General features: G+C 62.0%; 19 protein-coding genes and 1 pseudogene. 17 read left to right on the forward strand and 3 right to left on the reverse strand.

What is annotated here, in order from left to right:
- Positions 1 to 100 precede the first annotated feature (100 nt).
- The 8 genes from HNO86_RS01665 to hutG all read left to right on the forward strand — a co-directional run bounded on the left by HNO86_RS01665 (position 101) and on the right by hutG (position 9813).
- The gene (locus HNO86_RS01665) at positions 101 to 1573 is read left to right on the forward strand and encodes a cytosine permease (RefSeq protein ID WP_175375298.1); all 1473 of its coding nucleotides are present in this window, start codon (positions 101 to 103) and stop codon (positions 1571 to 1573) included.
- A 69-nt stretch (positions 1574 to 1642) separates the two neighbouring features.
- The gene (locus HNO86_RS01670) at positions 1643 to 2611 is read left to right on the forward strand and encodes an ABC transporter substrate-binding protein (protein ID WP_175375299.1); all 969 of its coding nucleotides are present in this window, start codon (positions 1643 to 1645) and stop codon (positions 2609 to 2611) included.
- Positions 2612 to 2682: 71 nt separating this feature from the next.
- Positions 2683 to 3534, forward strand: coding sequence for a proline/glycine betaine ABC transporter permease (locus HNO86_RS01675; protein ID WP_110965926.1), 852 nt, complete (start codon positions 2683 to 2685; stop codon positions 3532 to 3534).
- A complete protein-coding gene (locus HNO86_RS01680; RefSeq protein WP_175375300.1) occupies positions 3531 to 4361 on the forward strand; it encodes a glycine betaine/L-proline ABC transporter ATP-binding protein in 831 nt (276 codons plus the stop codon). Before HNO86_RS01675 ends, HNO86_RS01680 begins: the two co-directional genes overlap by 4 nt.
- 171 nt (positions 4362 to 4532) lie before the next feature.
- Complete coding sequence (gene hutH, locus HNO86_RS01685; protein WP_175375301.1) at positions 4533 to 6056, forward strand: histidine ammonia-lyase; 1524 nt, start codon at positions 4533 to 4535, stop codon at positions 6054 to 6056.
- A 103-nt stretch (positions 6057 to 6159) separates the two neighbouring features.
- Complete coding sequence (gene hutH, locus HNO86_RS01690; protein ID WP_175375302.1) at positions 6160 to 7692, forward strand: histidine ammonia-lyase; 1533 nt, start codon at positions 6160 to 6162, stop codon at positions 7690 to 7692.
- Between the two features lie 101 nt (positions 7693 to 7793).
- Positions 7794 to 8999 (forward strand): imidazolonepropionase, encoded by a 1206-nt coding sequence (gene hutI / locus HNO86_RS01695; protein ID WP_175375303.1) that lies wholly within the window; start codon positions 7794 to 7796, stop codon positions 8997 to 8999.
- A 10-nt stretch (positions 9000 to 9009) separates the two neighbouring features.
- On the forward strand, positions 9010 to 9813 hold the full coding sequence (gene hutG, locus HNO86_RS01700) for an N-formylglutamate deformylase (RefSeq protein WP_175375304.1): 804 nt from the start codon (positions 9010 to 9012) through the stop codon (positions 9811 to 9813).
- Positions 9814 to 9894: 81 nt separating this feature from the next.
- On the opposite strand, the gene HNO86_RS01705 is transcribed toward hutG, so the two are convergent.
- A complete protein-coding gene (locus HNO86_RS01705; RefSeq protein ID WP_175375305.1) occupies positions 9895 to 10125 on the reverse strand; it encodes a DUF6124 family protein in 231 nt (76 codons plus the stop codon).
- Positions 10126 to 10722: 597 nt separating this feature from the next.
- On the opposite strand from HNO86_RS01705, the gene choX reads away from it, so the two are divergent.
- The 9 genes from choX to HNO86_RS01750 all read left to right on the forward strand — a co-directional run bounded on the left by choX (position 10723) and on the right by HNO86_RS01750 (position 21736).
- On the forward strand, positions 10723 to 11670 hold the full coding sequence (gene choX, locus HNO86_RS01710; protein ID WP_175375306.1) for a choline ABC transporter substrate-binding protein: 948 nt from the start codon (positions 10723 to 10725) through the stop codon (positions 11668 to 11670).
- Between the two features lie 24 nt (positions 11671 to 11694).
- Positions 11695 to 12633: an alpha/beta hydrolase gene (locus HNO86_RS01715; protein WP_175375307.1), complete on the forward strand. Its 939-nt coding sequence runs from the start codon at positions 11695 to 11697 to the stop codon at positions 12631 to 12633.
- A gap of 80 nt (positions 12634 to 12713) precedes the next feature.
- Positions 12714 to 13685 carry a prolyl aminopeptidase gene (gene pip, locus HNO86_RS01720; RefSeq protein ID WP_175375308.1) on the forward strand — a complete coding sequence of 324 codons (972 nt, stop codon included), beginning with the start codon at positions 12714 to 12716 and terminating at the stop codon, positions 13683 to 13685.
- Positions 13682 to 14119, forward strand: a complete 438-nt coding sequence (dtd, locus tag HNO86_RS01725; protein WP_175375309.1) for a D-aminoacyl-tRNA deacylase — start codon at positions 13682 to 13684, stop codon at positions 14117 to 14119. Before pip ends, dtd begins: the two co-directional genes overlap by 4 nt.
- Before the next feature lie 322 nt (positions 14120 to 14441).
- On the forward strand, positions 14442 to 16283 hold the full coding sequence (locus HNO86_RS01730; protein ID WP_175375310.1) for a glucan biosynthesis protein: 1842 nt from the start codon (positions 14442 to 14444) through the stop codon (positions 16281 to 16283).
- The gene (mdoH, locus tag HNO86_RS01735; protein ID WP_175375311.1) at positions 16276 to 18846 is read left to right on the forward strand and encodes a glucans biosynthesis glucosyltransferase MdoH; all 2571 of its coding nucleotides are present in this window, start codon (positions 16276 to 16278) and stop codon (positions 18844 to 18846) included. The genes HNO86_RS01730 and mdoH overlap by 8 nt, the downstream gene beginning before the upstream one ends.
- Positions 18847 to 19098: 252 nt before the next feature.
- The gene (locus HNO86_RS01740) at positions 19099 to 19896 is read left to right on the forward strand and encodes a transporter substrate-binding domain-containing protein (protein WP_175375312.1); all 798 of its coding nucleotides are present in this window, start codon (positions 19099 to 19101) and stop codon (positions 19894 to 19896) included.
- 153 nt (positions 19897 to 20049) lie between these two features.
- Positions 20050 to 21009 (forward strand): amino acid ABC transporter permease, encoded by a 960-nt coding sequence (locus tag HNO86_RS01745; protein ID WP_175375313.1) that lies wholly within the window; start codon positions 20050 to 20052, stop codon positions 21007 to 21009.
- Positions 21002 to 21736 (forward strand): ATP-binding cassette domain-containing protein, encoded by a 735-nt coding sequence (locus HNO86_RS01750; protein WP_175375314.1) that lies wholly within the window; start codon positions 21002 to 21004, stop codon positions 21734 to 21736. Before HNO86_RS01745 ends, HNO86_RS01750 begins: the two co-directional genes overlap by 8 nt.
- 156 nt (positions 21737 to 21892) lie before the next feature.
- On the opposite strand, the gene HNO86_RS30510 is transcribed toward HNO86_RS01750, so the two are convergent.
- Positions 21893 to 22756, reverse strand: coding sequence for a methyl-accepting chemotaxis protein (locus HNO86_RS30510; RefSeq protein WP_372242504.1), 864 nt, complete (start codon positions 22754 to 22756; stop codon positions 21893 to 21895).
- Positions 22751 to 23809: pseudogene (locus HNO86_RS30515) on the reverse strand (methyl-accepting chemotaxis protein); the annotation flags it as partial. The gene HNO86_RS30510 and the pseudogene HNO86_RS30515, both read right to left, overlap by 6 nt.
- Between the last annotated feature and the right edge of the window lie 166 nt (positions 23810 to 23975).

Consider the following 23975-nt stretch of genomic DNA (forward strand, 5'->3'; position numbering starts at 1 on the left):
CTGCGATCTTTTCAAAGATCAAAAGATCGCAGCCTCGTTTCACTCGACGGCTCCTACAGGGATCACCCAACCCACAATAACAATCCATAGAGGTTGAGCCATGGCTGCCACTGACGAACGTGCAGGCAACAAACCGTTGATCGAGAAACGTTCGATCGACTACATCCCGGAAGCGGAAAGACACGGTCGTCTGTTCAGCCAGTTCACCCTGTGGATGGGTGCCAACCTGCAAATCACCGCGATCGTGACCGGTGCCTTGGCCGTGGTGCTCGGCGGGGATGTGTTCTGGTCGTTGATCGGTCTGTTGATCGGTCAACTGCTGGGCGGTGGCGTCATGGCGTTGCATGCGGCGCAAGGGCCGAAGCTTGGCCTGCCACAGATGATCTCCAGCCGCGTGCAGTTCGGCGTTTATGGCGCGGCGATCCCGATCGTGCTGGTTTGCCTGATGTACCTGGGCTTCACCGCCACGGGCACGGTGCTTTCCGGCCAGGCCCTGGGGCAGTTGTTCGGTGTCAGCGACACCGTCGGCATCCTGATCTTCGCCAGCGTCATCGTGCTGGTGACGGTGCTGGGTTACCGGGTGATCCACTTCATCGGCCGTGTCGCCAGCATCATCGGCGTCATTGCCTTCGTTTATCTGTTCAGTCGCCTGATGAGCCAGACGGATGTCGGCGCACTGATGGAAATTCGCCATTTCAGCTGGAGCAGCTTCCTGCTGGCGGTGTCGCTCGCGGCCTCCTGGCAGATCGCTTTCGGCCCTTACGTGGCTGACTATTCGCGCTACCTGCCGAGCAAGACGTCCTCGGTGAAAACCTTTTTCGCCGCTGGCGCAGGTTCCGTGGTTGGCGCACAGGTGGCGATGATCCTCGGCGTGTTCGCCGCGGCTTCCGCCAATGGTCAATACGCCGGTCATGAAGTGGCTTACATCGTCGGTTTCGCCGGCAGTGGTGCCACTGCTGCGCTGCTGTACTTCAGTATCGCGTTCGGCAAGGTGACCATTTCCACCCTGAACTCCTACGGCAGCTTCATGTGCATCGCGACCATCATCAGCGGCTTCCGTGGCCGTCTGGAAGTGTCGCGCATGCAGCGTCTGGTGTTCGTACTGGCCATCGTCGGCGCGGCGACCCTGATCGCCCTGGTTGGCCAGCACTCGTTCCTCGGTGCGTTCAAGTCGTTCATCCTGTTCCTGCTGGCGTTCTTCACGCCATGGAGCGCAATCAACCTGGTGGACTACTACTGTATTACCCGCGAGCGCTACGACGTACCGGCGCTGGCTGATCCGAACGGTCGCTACGGCCGCTGGAACATGCTCGGCATCAGCGTCTACGTGTTCGGTGTGCTGGTGCAGTTGCCGTTCATCTCCACCAAGTTCTATACCGGTCCCCTGGTGGCTGCATTGGGTGACGTGGATATTTCCTGGATCATCGGTCTGGTGTTGCCCGCTGCCCTGTATTACGTGTGCGCCAAAAAATGGCACGGTGCAGTACCCGATCAACTGATTCTGCCGGTCGAGCAGGACAGCGTAGAAAAACCAAAAACAAGCGGGAACGGTCGCGCTGCGGCGCAGGCCTGATTGGACGTAGACAGGGCTGGATGCCTCTTGACTGCCGCAAGCCAATTCATGATTAGGAGCGTCGAAACAATGAAATCGAACAAGACCCTGCTGACCACACTGCTTTCCATGGGCCTGCTGGCCAGCGCCGGCGCCACTCAGGCAGCGGGCTGGTGCGAGTCGGGCAAGCCGGTGAAATTCGCCGGTCTGAACTGGGAAAGCGCCATGTTGCTGACCGACGTGCTGCAAGTCGTGTTGGAAAAAGGCTACGACTGCAAGACCGACAGCCTGCCGGGCAACTCCATCGCCATGGAAAACGCCCTGAGCAGCAATGACATCCAGGTGTTCGCCGAGGAATGGGTTGGCCGCAGCGAGGTCTGGAACAAGGCCGAGAAGGCCGGCAAGGTCGTCGGTGTCGGCGCTCCGGTCGTCGGCGCGGTCGAAGGCTGGTACGTGCCGCGCTACGTGATCGAAGGCGACGCCAAGCGCAAGCTGGAAGCCAAGGCGCCGGACCTGAAGAACATCGCCGATCTGGGCAAATACTCCGCCATCTTCAAGGACCCGGAAGAGCCATCCAAGGGCCGTTTCTACAACTGCCCGGCCGGCTGGACCTGCGAGCTGGACAACAGCGAAATGCTGAAAAGCTACGGCCTGGAAAGCAGCTACACCAACTTCCGCCCGGGCACAGGTCCCGCGCTGGATGCCGCCGTGCTGTCGAGCTACAAGCGTGGCGAGCCGATCCTGTTCTACTACTGGTCGCCAACGCCGCTGATGGGCCTGGTCGACGCCGTGAAACTGGAAGAAAAGCCGGGCGTGAACAAGAGCGTGACCATCAAGGTCGGCCTGTCCAAGACCTTCCACGACGAAGCGCCTGAACTGGTGACCGTGTTCGAGAAGGTCAACCTGCCGATCGACCTGCTGAACCAGAACCTGGGACGCATGAGCAAGGAACGAATCGAGTCGCCGAAACTGGCGAAAATCTTCCTCAAGGAACATCCTGAAGTCTGGCACGCATGGGTGAGCGAAGACGCAGCCAAGAAGATCGACGCGGCCTTGTAGGTTGAGCTTCTCCGGCTGTCGCGGGCGACAGCCGGCTGCTTGATCGCAACCCCTTGATTGAGAGTCTCTTTATGTTTCCCGAAAGCTTTACCTTTTCCATCGCCGACTGGGTCAACGGTTGGGTCGATTCGCTGGTCACCAACTATGGCGATGTGTTCCGTCACATCTCCGACACCCTGTTGTGGGCCATCGTCAATCTTGAGGGCCTGCTGCGCGCGGCGCCCTGGTGGCTGATGCTGGCCATCGTGGCCGGCGTTGCCTGGCACGCGACCCGCAAAGTGGCGACCACCGCCGTCATCGTCGGCCTGCTGTTCCTGGTGGGTGCGGTTGGCCTGTGGGACAAGCTGATGCAGACCCTGGCGCTGATGCTGGTGGCAACCATCATCTCGGTGCTGATCGGCGTGCCGCTGGGCATCCTCTCGGCGCGCAGCAATCGCCTGCGTTCGATCCTGATGCCGCTGCTGGACATCATGCAGACCATGCCGAGCTTCGTGTACCTGATCCCGGTACTGATGCTGTTCGGCCTGGGCAAGGTCCCGGCGATTTTCGCCACCGTGATCTACGCCGCACCGCCGCTGATCCGCCTGACCGATCTGGGCATTCGCCAGGTCGACGGTGAAGTGATGGAAGCGATCAACGCCTTCGGTGCCAACCGCTGGCAGCAACTGTTCGGCGTGCAACTGCCGCTGGCCCTGCCGAGCATCATGGCCGGGATCAACCAGACCACCATGATGGCCCTGTCGATGGTGGTGATCGCCTCGATGATCGGTGCCCGTGGCCTGGGTGAAGACGTACTGGTGGGGATTCAGACCCTCAACGTCGGTCGTGGCCTGGAAGCGGGTCTGGCGATCGTGATTCTGGCAGTGGTGATCGACCGCATTACACAGGCGTACGGTCGCGCACGGCATGAGGTGAGCAAATGAACAACGCAACCGTAAGCAAGATTGAAGTCAAAAACGTCTTCAAGATTTTCGGCAACCGTTCCAAGGACGCGCTGGCCCTGGTGGGCCAGGGCAAGACCAAGGATCAGGTGCTGTCCGAGACTGGCTGCGTGGTCGGCGTGAATGACCTGTCGCTGAGCATCGGCAGCGGCGAGATCTTCGTGATCATGGGTCTGTCCGGTTCCGGTAAATCCACCCTGGTGCGCCACTTCAACCGCCTGATCGATCCGACCAGCGGCGCGATCCTGGTGGACGGCGTGGACATCCTGCAATACGACATGGAAGCCCTGCGCGAATTCCGCCGTCGCAAGATCAGCATGGTGTTCCAGAGCTTCGGCCTGTTGCCGCACAAGACCGTGCTGGACAACGTCGCCTACGGCCTGAAAATCCGTGGCGAAAGCAAAGCCATGTGCAACGAGCGTGCGCTGCACTGGATCAACACCGTGGGCCTGAAGGGCTACGAAAACAAATACCCGCACCAGCTCTCCGGCGGCATGCGTCAGCGTGTGGGCCTGGCCCGCGCACTGGCGGCGGACACCGACATCATCCTGATGGACGAAGCCTTCAGCGCCCTCGACCCGCTGATCCGCGCAGAGATGCAGGACCAGTTGCTGGAGCTGCAAAAGACCCTGCACAAGACCATCGTCTTCATCACCCACGACCTCGACGAGGCCGTACGCATCGGCAACCGCATCGCGATCCTCAAGGACGGCCGCCTGATCCAGGTCGGCACGCCGAAAGAGATCCTGCATTCGCCGGCCGATGAGTATGTCGACCGCTTTGTGCAGCGTCGGGCGGCGGTGGTCTAAGAGAGATTTGCGGAGCTTGTTCAGGCCTCTTCGCGGGCAAGCCCGCTCCCACAGGGAATAGCTGTGTTGCACAGATCGTGTTCACACAACTGAACACTGTGGGAGCGGGCTTGCCCGCGAAGGCGTCGGTGAAGCTGCATCAATATTCAGGTTGTACACACGAGGTTGAAGATGTCCCAGGCTGAAAAAATCGTTATCGCCGACGCCCCGCTGCGTTGGCAGGATGTAGTCGCCGTCGCCCGTCACGGCGCGCCGTTGGAATTGTCGGCCCAGGCCTGGGCACGGATCGAAAATGCGCAGGCCATCGTCCAGCGCATCGTCAGCAGCGGTGAGCGCGCTTATGGCGTCAACACTGGCCTGGGCGCGCTGTGCAACGTTTCGCTCAAGGACGAACAGCTCAGCCAGTTGTCCCGCAACACCCTGCTCAGCCACGCCTGTGGCGTCGGCGCACCGCTGGCCGACGAGCAGACCCGCGCGATCATGTGCGCGGCCATCCTCAACTTCACTCAAGGCAAATCCGGCGTGCATCGTCGAGTGGTCGAAGCCTTGCTGGCGCTGCTCAACAAGGGCATCACCCCGCAAGTGCCGTCCCAGGGTTCGGTCGGTTACCTGACCCACATGGCCCACATTTCCATCGCCTTGCTGGGCGTCGGCAACGTCAGCTACCGCGGGCAGATCGTCTGCGCTCAGCAAGCCCTGGCCGAAGAAGGCCTGCAACCGGTGCAACTGGGTGCGAAAGACGGGCTGTGCCTGGTCAACGGCACGCCGTGCATGAACGGCCTGAGCGCCCTGGCCATTGCCGACGCGACGCGCCTGCTGCAATGGGCCGACGTGATCAGCGCCATGAGCTTCGAGGCCCAACGCGGGCAGATCGCCGCGTTCGATGCCGAGATCATCGCGCTCAAGCCGCACCCGGGGATGCAAAAGGTCGGCATCAACCTGCGGGCGCTGCTCGACGGCAGCGAAGTGATCGCCCAGAGCAAGGGTATCCGCACCCAGGACGCCCTGAGCATCCGCTCGATTCCGCAGGTGCACGGCGCCGCTCGCGATCAGCTGGAACACGCGATCAAGCAAGTCGAAATCGAACTCAACGGCTGCACCGACAACCCGTTGCTGCTGGGCACGCCGGACAACTTCCGCGTCATGTCCCAGGCCAACCCCCACGGACAATCGGTGGCCATGGCGGCGGACCTGCTGGCCATTGCCATGGCGGAAATCGGCTCCATCGCCGAGCGTCGCCTGGACCGCCTGATCAACCCGCACGTCAGTGGTCTGCCGGCCTTCCTGGTGGCCAACCCGGGGGTAAACTCCGGAATGATGATCGTGCAGTACGTCGCCGCGTCCCTGTGCGCGGAAAACCGCCAGCTGGCGCAACCGGCGGTGCTCGACAACTACGTCACCTCGGGCCTGCAGGAAGACCACCTGAGCATGGGCACCAACGCTGCGCTGAAGCTGCATCGCGCGCTGGAAAACTGCACGCAGATCCTCGCCATCGAGTACCTGCTGGCGGCCCAGGCCTTCGAATTCCTCAAGGATCAACGTTTCGGCGCAGGGACCGATGCAGCGTGGCGTCTGCTGCGCGAACGCGTGCCGGCCTACGACCAGGACCGCTGGCTGGCGCCGGACATCGCCGCTGCAGCCGGCGTATTGAAAGATTCGGCGCTGCTGCAAAAGGCCTTGCCGAATCTGCACTGATTTCTATTGAACCAGCGGCCCGCCCAAAAGGCGGGAAGCGACGGACAACGGATATCTCCGGAGCGTCTGGTAGTTGATTTACAACTCTCACAAGGAGCCAAAAATGACTGCGCTAAACCTGATTCCCGGCCAACTGAGCCTCGCCCAACTGCGTGAGGTGTACCAGCAACCGGTGACGCTGACCCTCGACAGCAGTGCATCTGCGCAGATCGAGGCCAGCGTCGCCTGCGTTGAACAGATCCTTGCCGAAAATCGCACCGCTTACGGCATCAACACCGGTTTCGGCCTGCTGGCCTCGACCCGCATCGCCAGCGAAGACCTGGAAAACCTGCAGCGTTCGCTGGTGCTGTCCCACGCGGCGGGCGTCGGTGAGCCGATCAGCGATGAGCTGTGCCGCCTGATCATGGTGCTCAAGGTCAACAGCCTGAGCCGTGGTTTCTCCGGTATCCGCCGCGTGGTGATCGACGCGCTGATCGCCCTGATCAATGCGCAGGTCTATCCGCACATTCCGCTCAAGGGTTCGGTCGGTGCGTCCGGCGATCTGGCGCCGCTGGCGCACATGTCGCTGGTGCTGCTGGGCGAGGGCAAGGCGCGTCACAAGGGCGAGTGGATGGAAGCGACCGAAGCGCTGAAAGTCGCCGGCCTGACCCCGCTGACCCTGGCCGCGAAAGAAGGCCTGGCGCTGCTCAACGGCACCCAGGTGTCCACCGCATTCGCCCTGCGTGGCCTGTTCGAAGGTGAAGACCTGTTCGCCGGTGCGCTGGCCGTCGGTGGCCTGACCGTTGAAGCGGTCCTCGGCTCGCGTTCACCGTTCGATGCACGTATCCACGCTGCCCGTGGCCAGAAAGGCCAGATCGACGCCGCTGCCGCCTACCGCGATTTGCTGGGCGAGCGCAGCGAAGTGTCCGATTCCCACGAGAACTGCGAAAAGGTCCAGGACCCGTACTCCCTGCGCTGCCAGCCGCAAGTCATGGGCGCCTGCCTGACCCAGTTCCGTCAGGCCGCAGAAGTGCTGGCGATCGAAGCCAACGCCGTTTCCGATAACCCGCTGGTGTTCTCCGCCGAAGGCGATGTGATCTCCGGTGGCAACTTCCACGCCGAACCTGTGGCCATGGCCGCGGACAACCTGGCGCTGGCCCTCTCCGAAATCGGCTCCCTGAGCGAACGCCGCATCTCGCTAATGATGGACAAACACATGTCGCAGCTGCCGCCGTTCCTGGTGGCCAATGGCGGGGTGAACTCCGGTTTCATGATTGCCCAGGTAACGGCCGCGGCACTGGCCAGCGAAAACAAGGCCCTGGCCCATCCGCATTCGGTGGACAGCCTGCCGACGTCCGCCAACCAGGAAGACCACGTCTCCATGGCTCCGGCTGCCGGCAAGCGCCTGTGGGAAATGGCTGCAAACACTCGCGGCATTCTCGCCGTGGAATGGCTGGCGGCGGTGCAAGGACTGGACCTGCGCAACGGTCTGAAGACCTCGCCAACACTGGAAAAAGCCCGCGCGATCCTGCGCAACGAAGTGCCGTTCTACGAGAAGGACCGCTTTTTTGCCCCGGACATCAACGCGGCGACTGAACTGCTGGCTTCGCGCTGCCTGACCGAACTGGTTTCGGGCAAGTTGCTGCCTAGCCTGTGATGGCCCCTTCGCGGGCAAGCCTCGCTCCTACGGGGGCGACATCAATCCTGTAGGAGCGAGGCTTGCCCGCGAACCGATTTTGAACACAACGAGGATTTGGGATGAAAACCCTCTGGCAACACTGCCACGTCGCAACCATGGCCCAAGGCGCTTACTCGATCATCGAAGACGCGGCCATCGTGACGTCCGGTGCGCACATTGAGTGGGTCGGCCCGCGCAGTGAACTGCCGTCCGGCGACTTTGCGGCGGTCAATGACTTGAACGGTGCCTGGGTCACCCCCGGCCTGATCGACTGCCACACCCACACGGTGTTCGGCGGCAATCGCAGCGATGAATTCGAAAAGCGTCTGCAAGGCGTCAGCTACGCGGAAATCGCCGCCAGCGGTGGCGGCATCGCCAGCACCGTGCGCGCCACCCGCGCTGCCAGCGAAGAGCAACTGTTCGCCAGCGCCGCCCGCCGTCTGAAAAGCCTGATGCGCGACGGCGTCACCAGCGTCGAGATCAAGTCGGGCTACGGCCTGGACCTGGCCAACGAAGGCAAAATGCTGCGCGTGGCCCGTCGCCTGGGCGCCGAGCTGCCGATCAGTGTGCGCACCACTTGCCTGGCCGCCCACGCTCTGCCGCCGGAGTACAAGGACCGCGCCGACGACTACATCGATCACATCTGCGCCGAAATGCTCCCGGCCCTGGCCGCCGAAGGGCTGGTGGATGCCGTGGACGCGTTCTGTGAATACCTGGCGTTTTCCCCGGAGCAGGTCGAGCGCGTGTTCGTCACCGCGCACAAACTGGGCTTGCCGGTGAAGCTGCATGCCGAGCAATTGTCGTCGCTGCATGGCTCCAGCCTGGCCGCACGCTATCAGGCGCTGTCCGCCGATCACCTGGAGTTCATGGACGAAGACGACGCCATCGCCATGGCCAAGTCCGGCACGGTCGCGGTGTTGTTGCCCGGCGCGTTCTACTTCCTGCGCGAAACCCAATTGCCGCCGATGGAAGCCCTGCGCAAGCATGGCGTGAAAATCGCCATCGCCAGCGACCTCAACCCGGGCACTTCGCCGGCGTTGTCGGTGCGCCTGATGCTGAACATGGCCTGCACCTGCTTCCGGATGACCCCGGAAGAAGCCCTGGCTGGCGCGACCATTCATGCGGCCACCGCCCTGGGCATGGCCGACACTCACGGTTCGATCGAAGCGGGCAAGGTGGCGGATTTCGTCGCCTGGCAAATCGATCGTCCGGCCGACCTGTCGTACTGGCTGGGCGGTGATCTGGAAAAACGCGTCGTGCGTCACGGCGTCGAAACGAGCCTGTAGGAGAGTCGTTGTGGATAAGGTGTTGAACTTCAAACAAGGCCGGGTACCGCTGCTGATCAGCATGCCCCACGCCGGTACCCGTCTGACCCCGGCGGTCGAAGCCGGATTGATCCCCGACGCGAAAAGCCTGCCGGACACCGACTGGCACATCCCGCAGCTGTACGACTTCGCCAGCGAACTGGGCGCCAGCACCCTGGCGGCCGAGTATTCGCGTTTCGTCATCGACCTGAACCGGCCGTCCGACGACAAACCGCTGTACGTTGGCGCCACCACCGGCCTGTACCCGGCGACCCTGTTCGACGGCGTGCCGCTGTTCCGCGAAGGCCTGGAGCCTTCCAAGGATGAGCGCGCGACCTATCTGGAAAAAATCTGGACCCCGTACCACAGCACCCTGCAGCAGGAGCTGGCGCGCCTGAAGGCCGAGTTCGGCTACGCGCTGTTGTTCGACGCCCACTCGATCCGCTCGATCATCCCGCATCTGTTCGACGGCAAGCTGCCCGACTTCAACCTCGGCACCTTCAACGGCGCCAGCTGCGACCCTCAATTGGCCTCGCAACTGGAAGCCATCTGCGCCGGCCACCCGGACTACAGCCACGTGCTCAACGGCCGATTCAAGGGCGGCCACATCACCCGCCACTACGGCAACCCGGCAGAAAACATCCACGCCGTGCAACTGGAACTGGGCCAGTGCACCTACATGGAAGAATTCGAACCGTTCCGCTACCGCGCGGACCTGGCCGAGCCGACTCGGGTGGTGTTGAAAGAACTGCTGCAAGGCCTGCTCGCCTGGGGGCAGAAGCGCTACGGCGCATAAGATCAAAAGATCGCAGCCTGCGGCAGCTCCTGCATTGGAATGCATTTCCCTGTAGGAGCTGCCGCAGGCTGCGATCTTTTTTTACGGTGGATCAAGGTTATCCAAAACCCGATTCACCGCCATTTCCCCCAGCATGATCGACTGCTGAATCCCCAACAGAACATGCCCATCCGACTCCTTGAGGTTTCGGGCGAAGTCACTCGCCATGGCACTGGCCGAGGCCAGGGAGACGCAGGCGTATTCGAGCAGGGTACGGTTGTCGATGTCGGGGTCGACGTGGAAGAAGGGGGTGGGTTTGCGTGGGTTGGTCATGATTCAAGTCCTTGAAGATTGGGGAACATGAATGACAGCCAGCACCAAGTCGCGACTAATCAAGAGGGTGGCAGCTGTGCGCAGGTTAGTAGACCGGGCAAAACGAAACCGGCGCGCCCGAGGGCGCCCTGCGCACAGCTGCCGTCAAGGGCAGGTATGGGGATACCTGCCTATCAGGAGCGCATATGCGCTTAGTTTTGCTGCGGGCTACTAAACCCGATCACCGACAATCGGTGACGCGAATCAAGTTAGCGACGGCCCCCAAAGCGCACAAGCCGGCGGATTCTGGCGGAGCCGTAGGCAATGCCGCAAGGCGCTGTAGCCTTTTGCGCGGATTTCAGAATCTTCCTACGGGGGAGGGTGAAACATCCGATTTCCCCCTGAAACTCGGTCCCTGTAGCCGCAGGCTTTGCCAGCTGCTACAGGTCCTGCTTATCACGCTGAAGGCTGCGATCCTTAGTCGCCACCGTGCAAATCAAGGTCGCCACAGTTCGCTTTTACCGCTCGTCTGCTGCGTAATGTTCCAGGCACGGTGCACAAAGACACCGGCCCGACAATAATCCGCTGCCGCCGAGATGCTTTCCCATGACAAGCACGATGAAAAGATTGTTCGCCCGTGGTCTCTCAATCCTCTGCGGTACTGTGCTCCTGAGCACTAGTGTGCTGGCCGGTGACGACCCTTCCTGCAAGGCGGTGCGCATGGGGGTGGTCAACTGGACCGATGTGATCGCAACCAGCGGCATGGCCGATGTGCTGCTCAGTAGCCTGGGTTATGAGAGCAAGCAGACCAGCGCCGTGCAGCAGATCATCTTCGCCGGCATCCGCGACAAGCGCCTGGATATCTTCCTTGGCTACTGGAAGCCGGCGATGGACAAGAACATCGCACCGTTCCTGGCCGCCAATCAGGTCAAGGTCATGGACAAACCGAGCCTGGCCGACGCACAGGCGACGTTGGCGGTCCCCGATTACGTGGCGGCGGCGGGCCTGAAAACCTTCGCCGACATCGCCAAGTTCAAGGACCAGCTCGGCGGCAAGATCTACGGCATCGAGCCGGGCAGCGGCGCCAACACCACGATCAAAACCATGATCGAGACCAATCACTTCGGTCTGAAGGACTTCAAGCTGATCGAGTCCGGCGAGGCCGGCATGCTCGCCGCGGTGCAGCGAGCGGTGAATCGCAAGGAGTTCGTGGTCTTCGTCGGCTGGACTCCGCACCCGATGAACATCAACATGAACATCACCTACCTCACCGGCAGCGAAGACGTGTACGGGCCGAACGAAGGCGCGGCCACCGTGTCCTCCGTGACCTCGCCCGAGTACGCCGAACGCTGCCCCAACGTCTACCGCCTGCTGGAAAACCTGACCTTCACCGCCGCCCAGGAAAGTCAGCTGATGGTGCCGATCATGGAACGCCAGACCGCCCAGGACGTGGCCAGGAAATGGCTGCGTGATCACCCCGAGGATCTGCAGCGCTGGCTGGCGGGTGTCAGCAGTTTCGACGGCAAGGACGGCGTCGCCACCGTTCAGGCCAGTTTGAAGAACTGATTTCAGAATTCGGGCACCTGACTCATGGCTCCTTACCTGCTCTCTGAACAAATGACGGCCTTCATCGACAAGACCGTCAGCTTCAACAGCACCGAAACCAGCCTTACCGGTTTGCGTCAGGCCTACAGCGCGATGTGCCGGGCCTTCACCCCACCGCGTCCGGCGGATCTGTATGTGGTCGATTTCGAGTTGGCCGGCGTGCGCCTGCGTTCTTACCAGCCGCCGGCATCCTTGAGCGACGGTTCGCCGTGCATCGTTTACCTGCACGGCGGCGGTTGGGTGGTGGGGGATCTGGACTCCCACGATTTCATTTGCGCCGAGATGGCCTCCAGGCTGGGCGTGCTGGTGATCGCCGTCGACTATCGACTCGCCCCGGAGCATCCATTCCCCGCAGCGCTCGACGATTGCCTGGCCGTGTGGCGAGCCTTGCGCACCGGCCCGTTCCGGCTGGACCCCAAGCGCACCCTGGTGGCCGGCGACAGCGCCGGTGGCAATCTCGCCGCCGCGTTGTGCCTGGCGCTGCGGGATGCGGGCGAACCCATGCCCTGTGCGCAGGTGCTGATTTACCCGGGACTCGGCGGCGATCCGCAGTTGCCGTCGCGCCGCGAATGCGCCGATGCACCGTTGCTCACCAGCAACGACCTGGATTGTTATCAGGCGCTGTACTTGGGTGACACCGCCAGACCGGGTGTTTATGCCAAGCCGCTGCAAGCAGGAAATTTCCGAGGCCTGCCGTCAGCCTTGATCGCCGTGGCGCAGTTCGACCCGCTGCGCGATGACGGCGTGCAATACGCCGAACGCCTCGACAACGCCGGCGTGGCCGCAACGCTCTATTACGGCAAGGGCCTGGTGCATGGCTGTTTGCGGGGGCGAGGGCAGGTTGAGGAGGTGGATGCGCTGTACGAAGTGCTGTTTAACTTTCTGGCGGAAAAAACTCTGACCCAGCAAGCACATGCTCATTGACGTAAATCGGGTTTATGATGCCGGACGGCAGAATAATAGATGTCCCCCCAGGGATGACCCGACCCCTTACGGAGCGCGCAATGCAGACTTTGTACCCGCAGATCAAACCCTACGCCCGGCACGATCTGGCCGTCGACGAAACCCACACGCTGTATGTCGACGAAAGCGGTTCACCGCAAGGTTTGCCGGTGGTGTTCATTCACGGCGGTCCCGGCGCCGGCTGCGATGCGGCAAGCCGCTGCTACTTCGATCCGAACCTGTACCGCATCGTCACCTTCGACCAGCGCGGTTGCGGTCGCTCCACCCCGCATGCCAGCGTGGAAAACAACACCACCTGGGATCTGGTCGCCGACCTCGAGAAAATCCGCCAGCACCTGGGCATCGACAAGTGGGTGCTGTTCGGCGGCTCCTGGGGTTCGACCCTGGCGCTGGCTTACGCGCAAACCCACCCCGAGCGTGTGCACGGTCTGATCGTGCGCGGGATTTTCTTGTGCCGTGCGCAGGAAATCGAATGGTTCTATCAGGCGGGCGCCAGCCGGCTGTTCCCTGACTACTGGCAGGACTACATCGCACCGATCCCGCTGGACGAGCGTCACGACCTGCTCGGCGCTTTCCACCGCCGTCTGACCGGCAACGACCAGATCGCCCAGATGCACGCGGCCAAGGCCTGGTCCACCTGGGAAGGTCGCACCGCGACCCTGCGTCCGAACCCGCTGGTGGTCGACCGTTTCTCCGAACCTCAGCGCGCACTATCCATCGCCCGCATCGAATGCCACTACTTCACCAACAACGGTTTCCTCGAACCGAATCAGCTGATCCGCGACATGGACAAGATCGCCCATCTGCCGGGCGTGATCATCCACGGTCGCTATGACGTGATCTGCCCGCTGGACAACGCCTGGGAACTGCACCAGGCCTGGCCGAACAGCGAGCTGCAAATCATCCGCGACGCCGGTCATGCCGCCGCGGAACCTGGCATCACCGACGCCCTGGTGCGCGCCGCCGATAAAATGGCCCGGCGCCTGCTCGACCTCGCCCCCGAGGAAGCATGAAGGGTCTGCTGCAACGCGTGCGTGGCGCGCGGGTCGAGGTAGCGGGGGAGGTGGTTGGCGCGGTCGACCAGGGTTTGTTGGTGCTGGTGGCCGTCGAGCCACAGGATACGCGGGCCAGCGCCGACAAACTTCTCAATAAGCTGCTTAACTATCGGGTGTTCAGCGACGCCGAGGGCAAGATGAATCTGTCCCTGGCGGATGTGGGCGGCGGGTTGCTGCTGGTCTCGCAGTTCACCCTGGCTGCCGACACCAAAAGCGGGCTGCGCCCGAGTTTCTCGACCGCGGCTCCCCCGGCCTTGGGAGAGGAGTTGTTCGACTATCTATTAAGCAAAGCGAAACAGGTGCATGGCACTGTGGCATCAGGTAGATTCGGCGCGGATATGCAGGTGCACCTGGTCAACGACGGCCCGGTAACCTTTCTGTTACAGACTTAAAAGCCCGTGAAACATCTTTTTACGGGTTTTTCGGCTGAAAACAGGCATTTTTCGCGATAAATACTTTGTTACCCCTGATGCGTTGTAACGCGGCCTACTAGATAATCGCGCGCTACGGGGATCAGCGTTCGTTGGTCCATTTTGACTTAGGTAGAGACTTGTCCGGATCCGATTTGGGGAATCATTTCGCCCCAGCGGAGTCGGAACAATGCTCGCCAACTTGGCAAGAGTGGTTTGCAGTGCCGGTGTTTTCGTATCGGCGACCACGCAGACCCTTTAACTGGCCGTTGGTTTTTTGATCTGTTTTCGGCGAGGGTTGCTCGTGATTGTTAGTCCCTGTAACGCACCAAAATTGTCTGCCAAACGGTTGCGAAGCGCTCTGGTAGCAGGCTCTGCACTGCTTTGCCTGCTCAGCGCCGGCCAGCTTTGGGCATTCAATCTGGATGATGTATCGGCCAAGGCGAAAGAGCTGGCCGGTCAGAAATTCGAAGCGCCGCGCAGTAACTTGCCGAACGAATTCCGAGAGATGAAGTTCGCCGACTATCAGAAAATTCGTTTTCTGACGGAAAAAGCCGAGTGGGCGGACCAGAAGACGCCGTTCAAGCTGTCCTTCTATCACCAGGGCATGCACTTCGATACGCCGGTGAAAATCAACGAAATCACCGCGAACACCGTCGAAGAGATCAAATACGACCCGAGTCGTTTCGATTTCGGCGATCTCAAGTTCGATCCGAAGGCCACCGAACAACTGGGCTACGCCGGTTTCCGTGTTCTGTACCCGGTCAACAAGGCCGATAAACAGGACGAAATCATGACCATGCTGGGCGCGAGTTACTTCCGCGTTGTCGGCAAGGGTCACGTCTACGGTCTGTCCGCTCGCGGCCTGGCGCTGGATACCGCCTTGCCGTCCGGTGAGGAATTCCCGCGTTTCCGCGAGTTCTGGATCGAGCAGCCCAAACCAGGCGACAAGCACCTGGTGATCTTCGCCTTGCTGGATTCCCCGCGTGCCACCGGTGCCTACCGCCTGACCCTGCGTCCGGGCAGCGACACCATTGTCGACGTCAAGGCGCAGATGTACCTGCGTGACAAGGTGGGCAAACTGGGCATCGCACCGCTGACCAGCATGTTCCTGTTCGGCGCCAACCAGCCGTCCAAAGTCCTCAACTACCGTCGCGAGCTGCACGATTCCAGCGGCCTGGCGATCCATGCCGGCAACGGCGAGTGGATCTGGCGTCCGCTGAACAACCCCAAACACCTGGCCGTGAGCAACTTCTCGGTCGAGAACCCGCGTGGTTTCGGCCTGCTGCAGCGTGGTCGTGACTTCAGCCACTACGAAGACCTCGACGACCGCTACGACAAGCGTCCAAGCGCCTGGATCGAGCCGAAAGGCGACTGGGGCAAGGGCACCGTCGATCTGGTCGAGATTCCGACCGCTGATGAAACCAACGACAATATCGTGGCTTTCTGGAGCCCGGAAACCATGCCGGAGCCAGGCAAACCGCTGGACTTCGCCTACCGCATGCACTGGACCATGGACGAAGCCGCGTTGCACGCACCGGACAGCGCCTGGGTCAGCCAGACCCTGAAGTCCACCGGTGACGTCAAACAGTCCAACCTGATTCGTCAGCCCGATGGCAGCGTTGCGTACCTGGTCGATTTCGAAGGCCCGTCCCTGGCGGCATTGCCAGCCGATACCGACGTGCGCAGCCAGGTCAGCGTCGGCGACAACGCCGAGCTGGTCGAGAACAGCGTGCGCTACAACCCTGAAACCAAGGGCTGGCGCCTGACTCTGCGTCTGAAGGTCAAGGATCCGGGCAAGTCCACCGAACTGCGCGCGGCACTGGTGCAGAACATCGTGCCGGCCGATCTGGCCAAGACCTCGATTCCAGCGTCCAACTCTTCCGTGGCCAAGGCCGACAAGGTTGCCGCCAAGCAGGCCGAGAAAGCCGAGAAGGATGCCAAGGCCGCCGCCGAAGCCGCTGCCGCCGAAGCCAAAAAGGCTGATGCCAAGCCGGTCGCGGATGCCAAGGAGAAGGCGAACAACAACACCGACGCCAAGCAGCCAGCAGCTGCTGCGGCGGCGGCCCCAGCCACACCGGAATCGGCACCGACTGAAGAAGTCCTGACCGAGACCTGGAGCTACCAGTTGCCAGCCGATGAGTAATTCTCAAGTTCAGCCAGAATCGCTCTCCGAGTATCTGGCCCATCTGCCGATGACCGACCAGCAGCGCGCGGAACTCGCGGGCTGCAAGTCCTTCAGCGAACTGCACGAACGTCTGTCGTCCAAGACGTTCGACGCGTCGACCGAAGCCGCCCAGGCTTCGGTGGGCGAGCGCCTGACCCTGAGCACCGCCGAAGAATTGCGCGAAGCCGAAATGCTGGTGCTCGACGCCAGCGGTCGGGTCTGCCTCAAGGCGACCCCGCCGATTCGCCGGACCAAGGTCGTGCCGGAGCCGTGGCGTACCAACATCCTGGTGCGCGGCTGGCGTCGCCTGACCGGTCGCACCAATCCGCCGAAGCCGCCAAAAGACGCGAACGTGTTGCCGGCCGCGCGCTGGCGCACCGTCGGTTCGATCCGTCGCTACATTCTGCTGCTGCTGATGCTCGGCCAGACCATCGTCGCCGGCTGGTACATGAAAGGCATCATGCCGTACCAGGGCTGGTCGTTCGTCGACCTTGAAGAAGTCCTGCACCAACCGCTGCTGCAAACCGCCACGCAAGTGCTGCCGTATGCGTTGCAGACCAGCATCCTGATCATGTTCGGGATTCTGTTCTGCTGGGTATCGGCCGGTTTCTGGACCGCGCTGATGGGCTTTCTCGAGTTGCTGACCGGTCACGATAAATATCGAATTTCCGGTAAAAGTGCCGGCAACGAGCCGATTCCGAAGAACGCGCGCACCGCGCTGGTGATGCCGATCTGCAACGAAGACGTGCCTCGGGTGTTCGCCGGTCTGCGCGCGACCTTCGAATCGGTCGCCGCCACCGGTGACCTGGATCGCTTCGACTTCTTCGTCCTCAGCGACAGTAACGATGCCGATATCTGCGTCGCCGAGCAGCAGGCCTGGCTGGACGTCTGTCGTGAAGCCAAGGGCTTTGGGAAGATCTTCTATCGCCGTCGCCGTCGCCGTGTGAAACGCAAGAGCGGCAACCTCGACGACTTCTGCCGTCGTTGGGGAGGTGACTACAAGTACATGGTCGTACTCGACGCCGACTCGGTCATGAGCGGCGAGTGCCTGACCAGTCTGGTGCGCCTGATGGAAGCCACGCCGGACGCCGGGATCATCCAGACCGCGCCACGTGCCTCGGGCATGGACACTCTGTATGCGCGCATGCAGCAGTTCGCCACCCGTGTGTACGGTCCGCTGTTCACCGCCGGCCTGCACTTCTGGCAGCTGGGCGAATCCCACTACTGGGGCCACAACGCGATCATCCGCATGAAGCCGTTCATCGAGCACTGCGCCCTCGCGCCGTTGCCGGGTAAAGGCGCGTTCGCCGGTGCGATCCTCTCCCACGACTTCGTTGAAGCTGCGCTGATGCGTCGTGCCGGCTGGGGCGTGTGGATTGCCTACGACTTGCCGGGCAGCTATGAAGAATTGCCGCCGAACCTGCTGGACGAACTCAAGCGTGACCGTCGCTGGTGCCACGGCAACCTGATGAACTTCCGCCTGTTCCTGGTAAAAGGCATGCACCCGGTGCACCGCGCGGTGTTCCTGACCGGCGTGATGTCCTACCTGTCGGCGCCGCTGTGGTTCTTCTTCCTGGTGCTGTCGACCGCGCTGCTGGCGGTCAACACCCTGATGGAGCCGCAGTACTTCCTCGAACCGCGCCAGCTGTATCCGCTGTGGCCGCAATGGCACCCGGACAAGGCGATCGCGCTGTTCTCGACCACCGTCGTGCTGTTGTTCCTGCCGAAACTGCTGAGCGTCATCCTGATCTGGGCCAAGGGCGCGAAAGAGTTCGGTGGCAAGTTCAAGGTCACGATGTCGATGCTGCTGGAGATGCTGTTCTCCATGCTGCTGGCGCCGGTGCGGATGATTTTCCACACCCGTTTCGTGCTCGCCGCGTTCCTGGGCTGGGCCGCGACCTGGAACTCGCCGCAGCGTGACGACGACTCCACGCCATGGAGTGAAGCGATCAAGCGCCACGGTCCGCAAACCGTGCTGGGCTTTCTGTGGGCCTTGCTTGTGATCTGGCTGAACCCCAGCTTCCTGTGGTGGCTGGTGCCGATCGTCGGTTCGCTGATGCTGTCGATCCCGGTGTCGGTGATCTCCAGCCGCGTTGGCCTGGGCCTCAAATCCCGTGACGAGAGCCTGTTCCTCATCCCTGAGGAATACAATCCGCCACAGGCGCTGCTGGCCACCGACCAGTACACCCACGAAAACCGTTATCACGCGCTGAACGACGGTTTCATCCGTTCGGTGGTCGACCCGCAGCAGAACGCTTTGGCGTGCTCGCTGGCGACCTCCCGTCACCGTCAGGCCGAGCCGATCGAATGGCTGCGGGTCGAGCGGGTACGGCACGCGATGAAAGTCGGGCCGGAAGGCCTGACCAACAACGAACGTGTGCAGCTGTTGAGTGACCCGGTGGCCCTGGCCCGCCTGCATGAGCAGGTCTGGAGCGAAGGCCACGCCGAGTGGCTGGGCGCATGGCGCAAGTCGGTCAAGGCCGACCCCCATGCACCGCAATTGCCGCTTCAGCCCATGGTCGCGCAGCCTCAGCTGGCGTGACCTGAGCCCCCGTTCCGCTCTGGAACGGGGGTGATTCGAAAAGATCGCAGCTTTCGGCAGCGCCTACAGGGCGCTGCCGAAGGCTGCGATCTTTTGTTTTTATCCGACGCAAACCCTTGTGCATTCGACCCAGTGCGTTAGCATCCGCCCCCGAAAAAGGTGCGCCCGGACCGTTCAGCGTCCGTATCTATCGGTTTTCACTGGAAAACTGTCGATTTTCGCGGCGCGAATGCAATGGTTGGGGAGTTGAAGATGAAGAAGTTTCTGTCGAAGTTGCTGGTCGGCGTCACGGCACTGGTTGCCGTCAGCGCGGCACAGGCCGGCGCCATCGATGACGCGGTCAAGCGCGGTACCTTGAAAGTCGGCATGGACCCGACCTACATGCCGTTCGAGATGACCAACAAGCGCGGCGAGATCATCGGTTTCGAAGTCGACATCCTCAAGGCCATGACCAAAGCCATGGGCGTCAAGCTGGAGCTGGTGTCCACCGGCTACGACGGCATCATCCCGGCCCTGCTGACCGACAAGTTCGACATGATTGGCAGCGGCATGACCCTGACCCAGGAACGCAACCTGCGCCTGAACTTCAGCGAACCCTTCATCGTGGTCGGCCAGACCCTGCTGATCCGCAAGGAGCTGGAAGGCACCATCAAGTCCTACAAAGACCTGAACACCGCCGACTACCGCATCACTTCCAAGCTGGGCACCACCGGCGAAATGGTCGCCAGGAAGCTGATTGCCAAGGCCAAGTACCACGGCTACGACAACGAGCAGGAAGCCGTGCTCGACGTGGTCAACGGCAAGGCCGATGCCTTCATCTACGACGCGCCTTACAACGTCGTGGCCCTGAGCAAGGTCGGCAACGGCAAGCTGGTATTCCTCGACAAGCCGTTCACCTACGAACCGCTGGCCTTCGGCCTGAAGAAGGGTGACTACGACAGCATCAACTTCATCAACAACTTCCTGCACCAGATCCACGAAGACGGCACCTACGATCGCATCCATGACAAGTGGTTCAAGAGCACTGAGTGGCTCAAGGACATGGAGTAACTCGGTCCGATAGACCGAGTCGCCTTCAATCGCGGGCAAGCCCGCTCCCACAGTGATCGGGGTGAACACATTTTTGTGTACGACGATGACCTTGTGGGAGCGGGCTTGCCCGCGATGACGGCCTGACAGGCAACACAAATCCTGGAACCCGCAATGAAACAGAAAAAAGCCCAATGGCCCTGGCACGCGCTGACCGTGCTGGTGCTGGTCGGCCTGGCCGTCGCCATGTATTACGCCACCTCGCTGATGTCCTACGAGTGGCGCTGGAACCGCGTGCCGCAGTACTTCGCCTACCACGCCGAAGAGTCCCAGCGCGCCGCCGACATCTCCACCGTCAGCGAGCTTGTGCGCAAGGGCGACAAGGCTGAAGTCACCCTGCGCAACGACGCCGGTGACGAACAACACCTGACTGTCGACGAAAACAGCCTGCAAGTCGCCCAGGGCGATGATGTGGCTGAAGGCGATGTGGTTGGGGTCACCCGCCATTGGGCCGCCGGACCGCTGCTGTGGGGCCTGTGGACCACCTTGTGGTTGTCGGTGGTGTCGGGCGTGCTGGGGTTGCTGATCGGTCTCGTCACCGGCCTGTGCCGGCTGTCGAGCAACCCGACCCTGCGCGACCTCTCGACCATCTACGTCGAACTGGTGCGCGGCACGCCGTTGCTGGTGCAGATTTTCATTTTCTACTTCTTCATCGGCACCGTGATGAACCTGTCCCGGGAGCTCGCCGGGATTGCCGCGCTGTCGCTGTTCACCGGCGCCTATGTCGCGGAGATCATCCGTTCCGGCGTGCAGTCCATCGCCCGTGGCCAGAACGAAGCCGCGCGCTCCCTGGGCCTGAGCGCCGGCCAGTCGATGCGTCACGTGGTGTTGCCGCAAGCGTTCAAGCGCGTGCTGCCGCCGCTGGCCGGGCAGTTCATCAGCCTGGTCAAAGACACTTCGCTGGTGTCGGTCATCGCCATTACCGAACTGCTCAAAAGCGGGCGCGAGGTCATCACCACTTCGTTTTCGCCGTTCGAGATCCTGTTCTGTGTGGCCGGTCTGTATTTGTTGATCAACCTGCCGCTGTCGAAAATCGCCGGCCGGCTTGAGCGGAGGCTCGCGCAAAGTGATTGAAGTCCGCGATCTGGTAAAAGTCTTCGACACCCGCGGCCAGGTGGTGCGCGCGGTGGATAACGTCTCCACCCAGGTGGCCAAGGGCGAAGTGCTGGTGGTGATCGGTCCGTCCGGCTCCGGCAAATCGACCTTCCTGCGCTGCCTCAACGGCCTGGAAGAATTCGACTCGGGCTCGGTGAGTATCGACGGCCTGCAACTGGCCAACCCGAAGACCGACATCAACGCCTACCGCCGCGAAGTCGGCATGGTGTTCCAGCATTTCAACCTGTTCCCGCACATGACCGTGCTGGACAACCTGTGCCTGGCGCAGAAAGTCGTGCGCAAGCGCGGCAAGAAGGAGCGCGAGGCAAAGGCCATGGCGCTGCTGGAAAAGGTCGGCATCGCGCAGAAGGCCAACGAGTTTCCATCGCGTCTGTCCGGCGGCCAGCAACAGCGCGTGGCAATCGCCCGGGCGCTGGCGATGGAGCCGAAAGTCATGCTGTTCGACGAACCCACCTCGGCGCTCGACCCGGAGATGGTCGGCGAAGTGCTCGACGTCATGAAAAACCTGGCGGTGGAAGGCATGACCATGGTCTGCGTCACCCACGAAATGGGCTTCGCCCGGGAAGTCGCGGACCGGGTGCTGTTCTTCGATCACGGCAAATTGCTGGAAGATGCCTCGCCGGCAGAGTTCTTCGATGCGCCGAAGGATCCGCGGGCTCAGGCGTTTTTGCGGCAGGTGCTGTAATTTCGGCGTCTGTTCGGCCGTCTTCGCGAGCAAGCCCGCTCCCACACTGTCTGGTGGTGAACACAAATCCTGTGTCCCACCAAGATCCCTGAGGGAGCGGGCTTGCTCGCGAATGCATCACCTCGGTTTAGAGTGAACCGAGGCAGTTGAATCACCTCAAACCCTGAACTTACCCACCAGCATCTGCAAATGCGTCCCCAACCGCGCCAGCTCAACGCTGGACGCTGCGGTTTCCTCACTGGCCGCCGATGTCTGATCCGATACATCCCGCACATTCAGCACGCTACGGTTGATCTCCTCGGCCACGGCGCTTTGCTGCTCGGCCGCGGCGGCGATCTGCTGGTTCATGGCCTGGATGGCGGACACGGTGCGGGTGATGCTCTCCAGCGAGCCGCCGGCGCGGCGGGTCAGTTCGACGCTGCTGTCGGTCAGGTTGCGGCTGTTGTCCATGATGGTCGCCACTTGCTGGGTGCCGTTTTGCAGGCTGACGATCAGCTCTTCGATCTCTTCGGTGGACTTGTGGGTGCGCTGCGCCAGGCTGCGGACTTCGTCGGCGACCACGGCAAAGCCGCGTCCGGCTTCACCGGCACGGGCGGCTTCGATGGCGGCGTTGAGCGCCAGGAGGTTGGTCTGCTGGGCCACGGACTTGATCACGTCGAGCACGCTGCCGATCTTGTCGCTCTCGCGCTTGAGTTCGCCCATGGCCTCGGTGGAAAGTCCCACCTCAAGGGCCAGGCGCTCGATCTGGGCGATGGCTTCGCCGACCACCTTGTCACCCTCGCGAGCCTGCTGATCGGCGGCGACAGCGGCCTCGGAGGCTTCCTCGGCATTGCGCGCGACTTCCTGCACAGTGGCGGTCATCTCGTTCATGGCCGTGGCCACCTGATCGGTCTCGACCTTCTGGCTGTTGACCCCGGCGCTGGTCTGCTCGGTGACGGCGGACAGTTCCTCGGCGGCGCTGGCGATTTGTGTCACGCCATCGCTGATGCCGCCGATCAGTTCGCGCAGACCCAGGGTCATGCCCTGAATGGAGCGTTGCAGCTGGCCCAGCTCGTCCTGGCGCCTGGATACCAGGTTTTGCGTGAGGTCGCCGGCGGCGATGCGCTCGGCCACTTTGAGAGTCTGGGTCAACGGGATCACGATCTGCCGGGTGATGGCCCAGGCGGCAAAGACACCGAATACCAACGCCAGGACGGTGGCCATCAGCAGCTTGTTCTTGGCGTGCGCGACGTCGATATCGCGCTTGTTGGTTTGCGAAAGGGTCAGCTGCGTGCTGGTGTCGAGCAGGATCTGGCCTTGGGCGGCCATGTGCTTGAGAGCGTCGGCGCTGGCGACCTGGGAATCGCGGTACTGGCTGACTGCCGCGCGGTAGGCCTTGAGCGAGTCGGAGGCCTGTTGCAGGTTGGCGATGTGCTCATCCGGCAGTTTCGACGGCAGGCTTTCAAGGTATTTGAGTGCGTTGTCGATGGCGTCCAGTGCAGGCTGCTCGGCCTCGATCTTGCCGCTGTAGGTGTAGCCGCGAACCTGGAAGCGCGCCTGCTGGATCAGTTTGCTCAGCTCGATCACGCTGTTGAACTGCACGACGCTGTCGCCTTGCAGCATGGATTTTTCGACTTCGGCGACTTTGGCCACGGCATTGTCTGCGGTGGCGCCGAGTTTGCTGCGGGCGTCTTCACGGTTCGCGCCGGCCTGGGTCAGGGCGGCGAAGGCTTGTTTGTACTGAACGACCGCCGCGATCTGTTGCTCGATCAACGCGATGTCGGAAGGTTGTTCGATCAGTTTGCGAGCGGTTTGCAGGTTGCTGTCGAGCTTGCCGAGCATGTCATTGACGGCGCCCGGGCCTTGTTCGCCACGGCGCATGTCGTAGTCCAGACGGGCAATGCGCAGATCCTTGGTCATCCCGTTGATGTCGGAGATCAGCCCCAGTTTGTCGCCACGCTTGCTGACCTCGCTCAGACCGGTCCAGCCGGTGAAGGTGATCAGTAACGTCAGCAGCAAGACCAGGCCGAAACCGATGCCCAGCTTGCGATTGACCCCTACGTTACCCAGCTTATCGGCCATCCATTGGTACATGCTGCATTTCTCCCGGGCAAACGTTGGTTTTATGGGAGATTTATCGGCCGGGCGGCTACGTTCTGTAGTCGTATCCAGACGAACGGAGTGCTTTATGTAGCAGCTGGCGAAGCCTGCGTCCGGCTGCGCAGCAGTCGTAAAACCGGGCTCCGCGGTGCATCAGGAA

The sequence above is a fragment of the Pseudomonas sp. C1C7 genome, assembly GCF_013359595.1.
Taxonomy (GTDB): domain Bacteria; phylum Pseudomonadota; class Gammaproteobacteria; order Pseudomonadales; family Pseudomonadaceae; genus Aquipseudomonas.

Bases quoted from the DNA above. Each gene is read 5' to 3' on its own strand.
- mdoH (WP_175375311.1), top strand. From the start codon at position 16,276: ATGAGTAATTCTCAAGTTCAGCCAGAATCGCTCTCCGAGTATCTGGCC.
- HNO86_RS01665 (WP_175375298.1), top strand. From the start codon at position 101: ATGGCTGCCACTGACGAACGTGCAGGCAACAAACCGTTGATCGAGAAA.
- hutH (WP_175375302.1), top strand. From the start codon at position 6,160: ATGACTGCGCTAAACCTGATTCCCGGCCAACTGAGCCTCGCCCAACTG.
- HNO86_RS01745 (WP_175375313.1), top strand. From the start codon at position 20,050: ATGAAACAGAAAAAAGCCCAATGGCCCTGGCACGCGCTGACCGTGCTG.
- HNO86_RS01705 (WP_175375305.1), bottom strand. From the start codon at position 10,125: ATGACCAACCCACGCAAACCCACCCCCTTCTTCCACGTCGACCCCGAC.
- HNO86_RS01675 (WP_110965926.1), top strand. From the start codon at position 2,683: ATGTTTCCCGAAAGCTTTACCTTTTCCATCGCCGACTGGGTCAACGGT.
- HNO86_RS01715 (WP_175375307.1), top strand. From the start codon at position 11,695: ATGGCTCCTTACCTGCTCTCTGAACAAATGACGGCCTTCATCGACAAG.
- hutH (WP_175375301.1), top strand. From the start codon at position 4,533: ATGTCCCAGGCTGAAAAAATCGTTATCGCCGACGCCCCGCTGCGTTGG.
- dtd (WP_175375309.1), top strand. From the start codon at position 13,682: ATGAAGGGTCTGCTGCAACGCGTGCGTGGCGCGCGGGTCGAGGTAGCG.
- HNO86_RS01740 (WP_175375312.1), top strand. From the start codon at position 19,099: ATGAAGAAGTTTCTGTCGAAGTTGCTGGTCGGCGTCACGGCACTGGTT.
- HNO86_RS01670 (WP_175375299.1), top strand. From the start codon at position 1,643: ATGAAATCGAACAAGACCCTGCTGACCACACTGCTTTCCATGGGCCTG.
- HNO86_RS30510 (WP_372242504.1), bottom strand. From the start codon at position 22,756: ATGACCCTGGGTCTGCGCGAACTGATCGGCGGCATCAGCGATGGCGTG.
- hutI (WP_175375303.1), top strand. From the start codon at position 7,794: ATGAAAACCCTCTGGCAACACTGCCACGTCGCAACCATGGCCCAAGGC.
- HNO86_RS01680 (WP_175375300.1), top strand. From the start codon at position 3,531: ATGAACAACGCAACCGTAAGCAAGATTGAAGTCAAAAACGTCTTCAAG.
- choX (WP_175375306.1), top strand. From the start codon at position 10,723: ATGAAAAGATTGTTCGCCCGTGGTCTCTCAATCCTCTGCGGTACTGTG.
- pip (WP_175375308.1), top strand. From the start codon at position 12,714: ATGCAGACTTTGTACCCGCAGATCAAACCCTACGCCCGGCACGATCTG.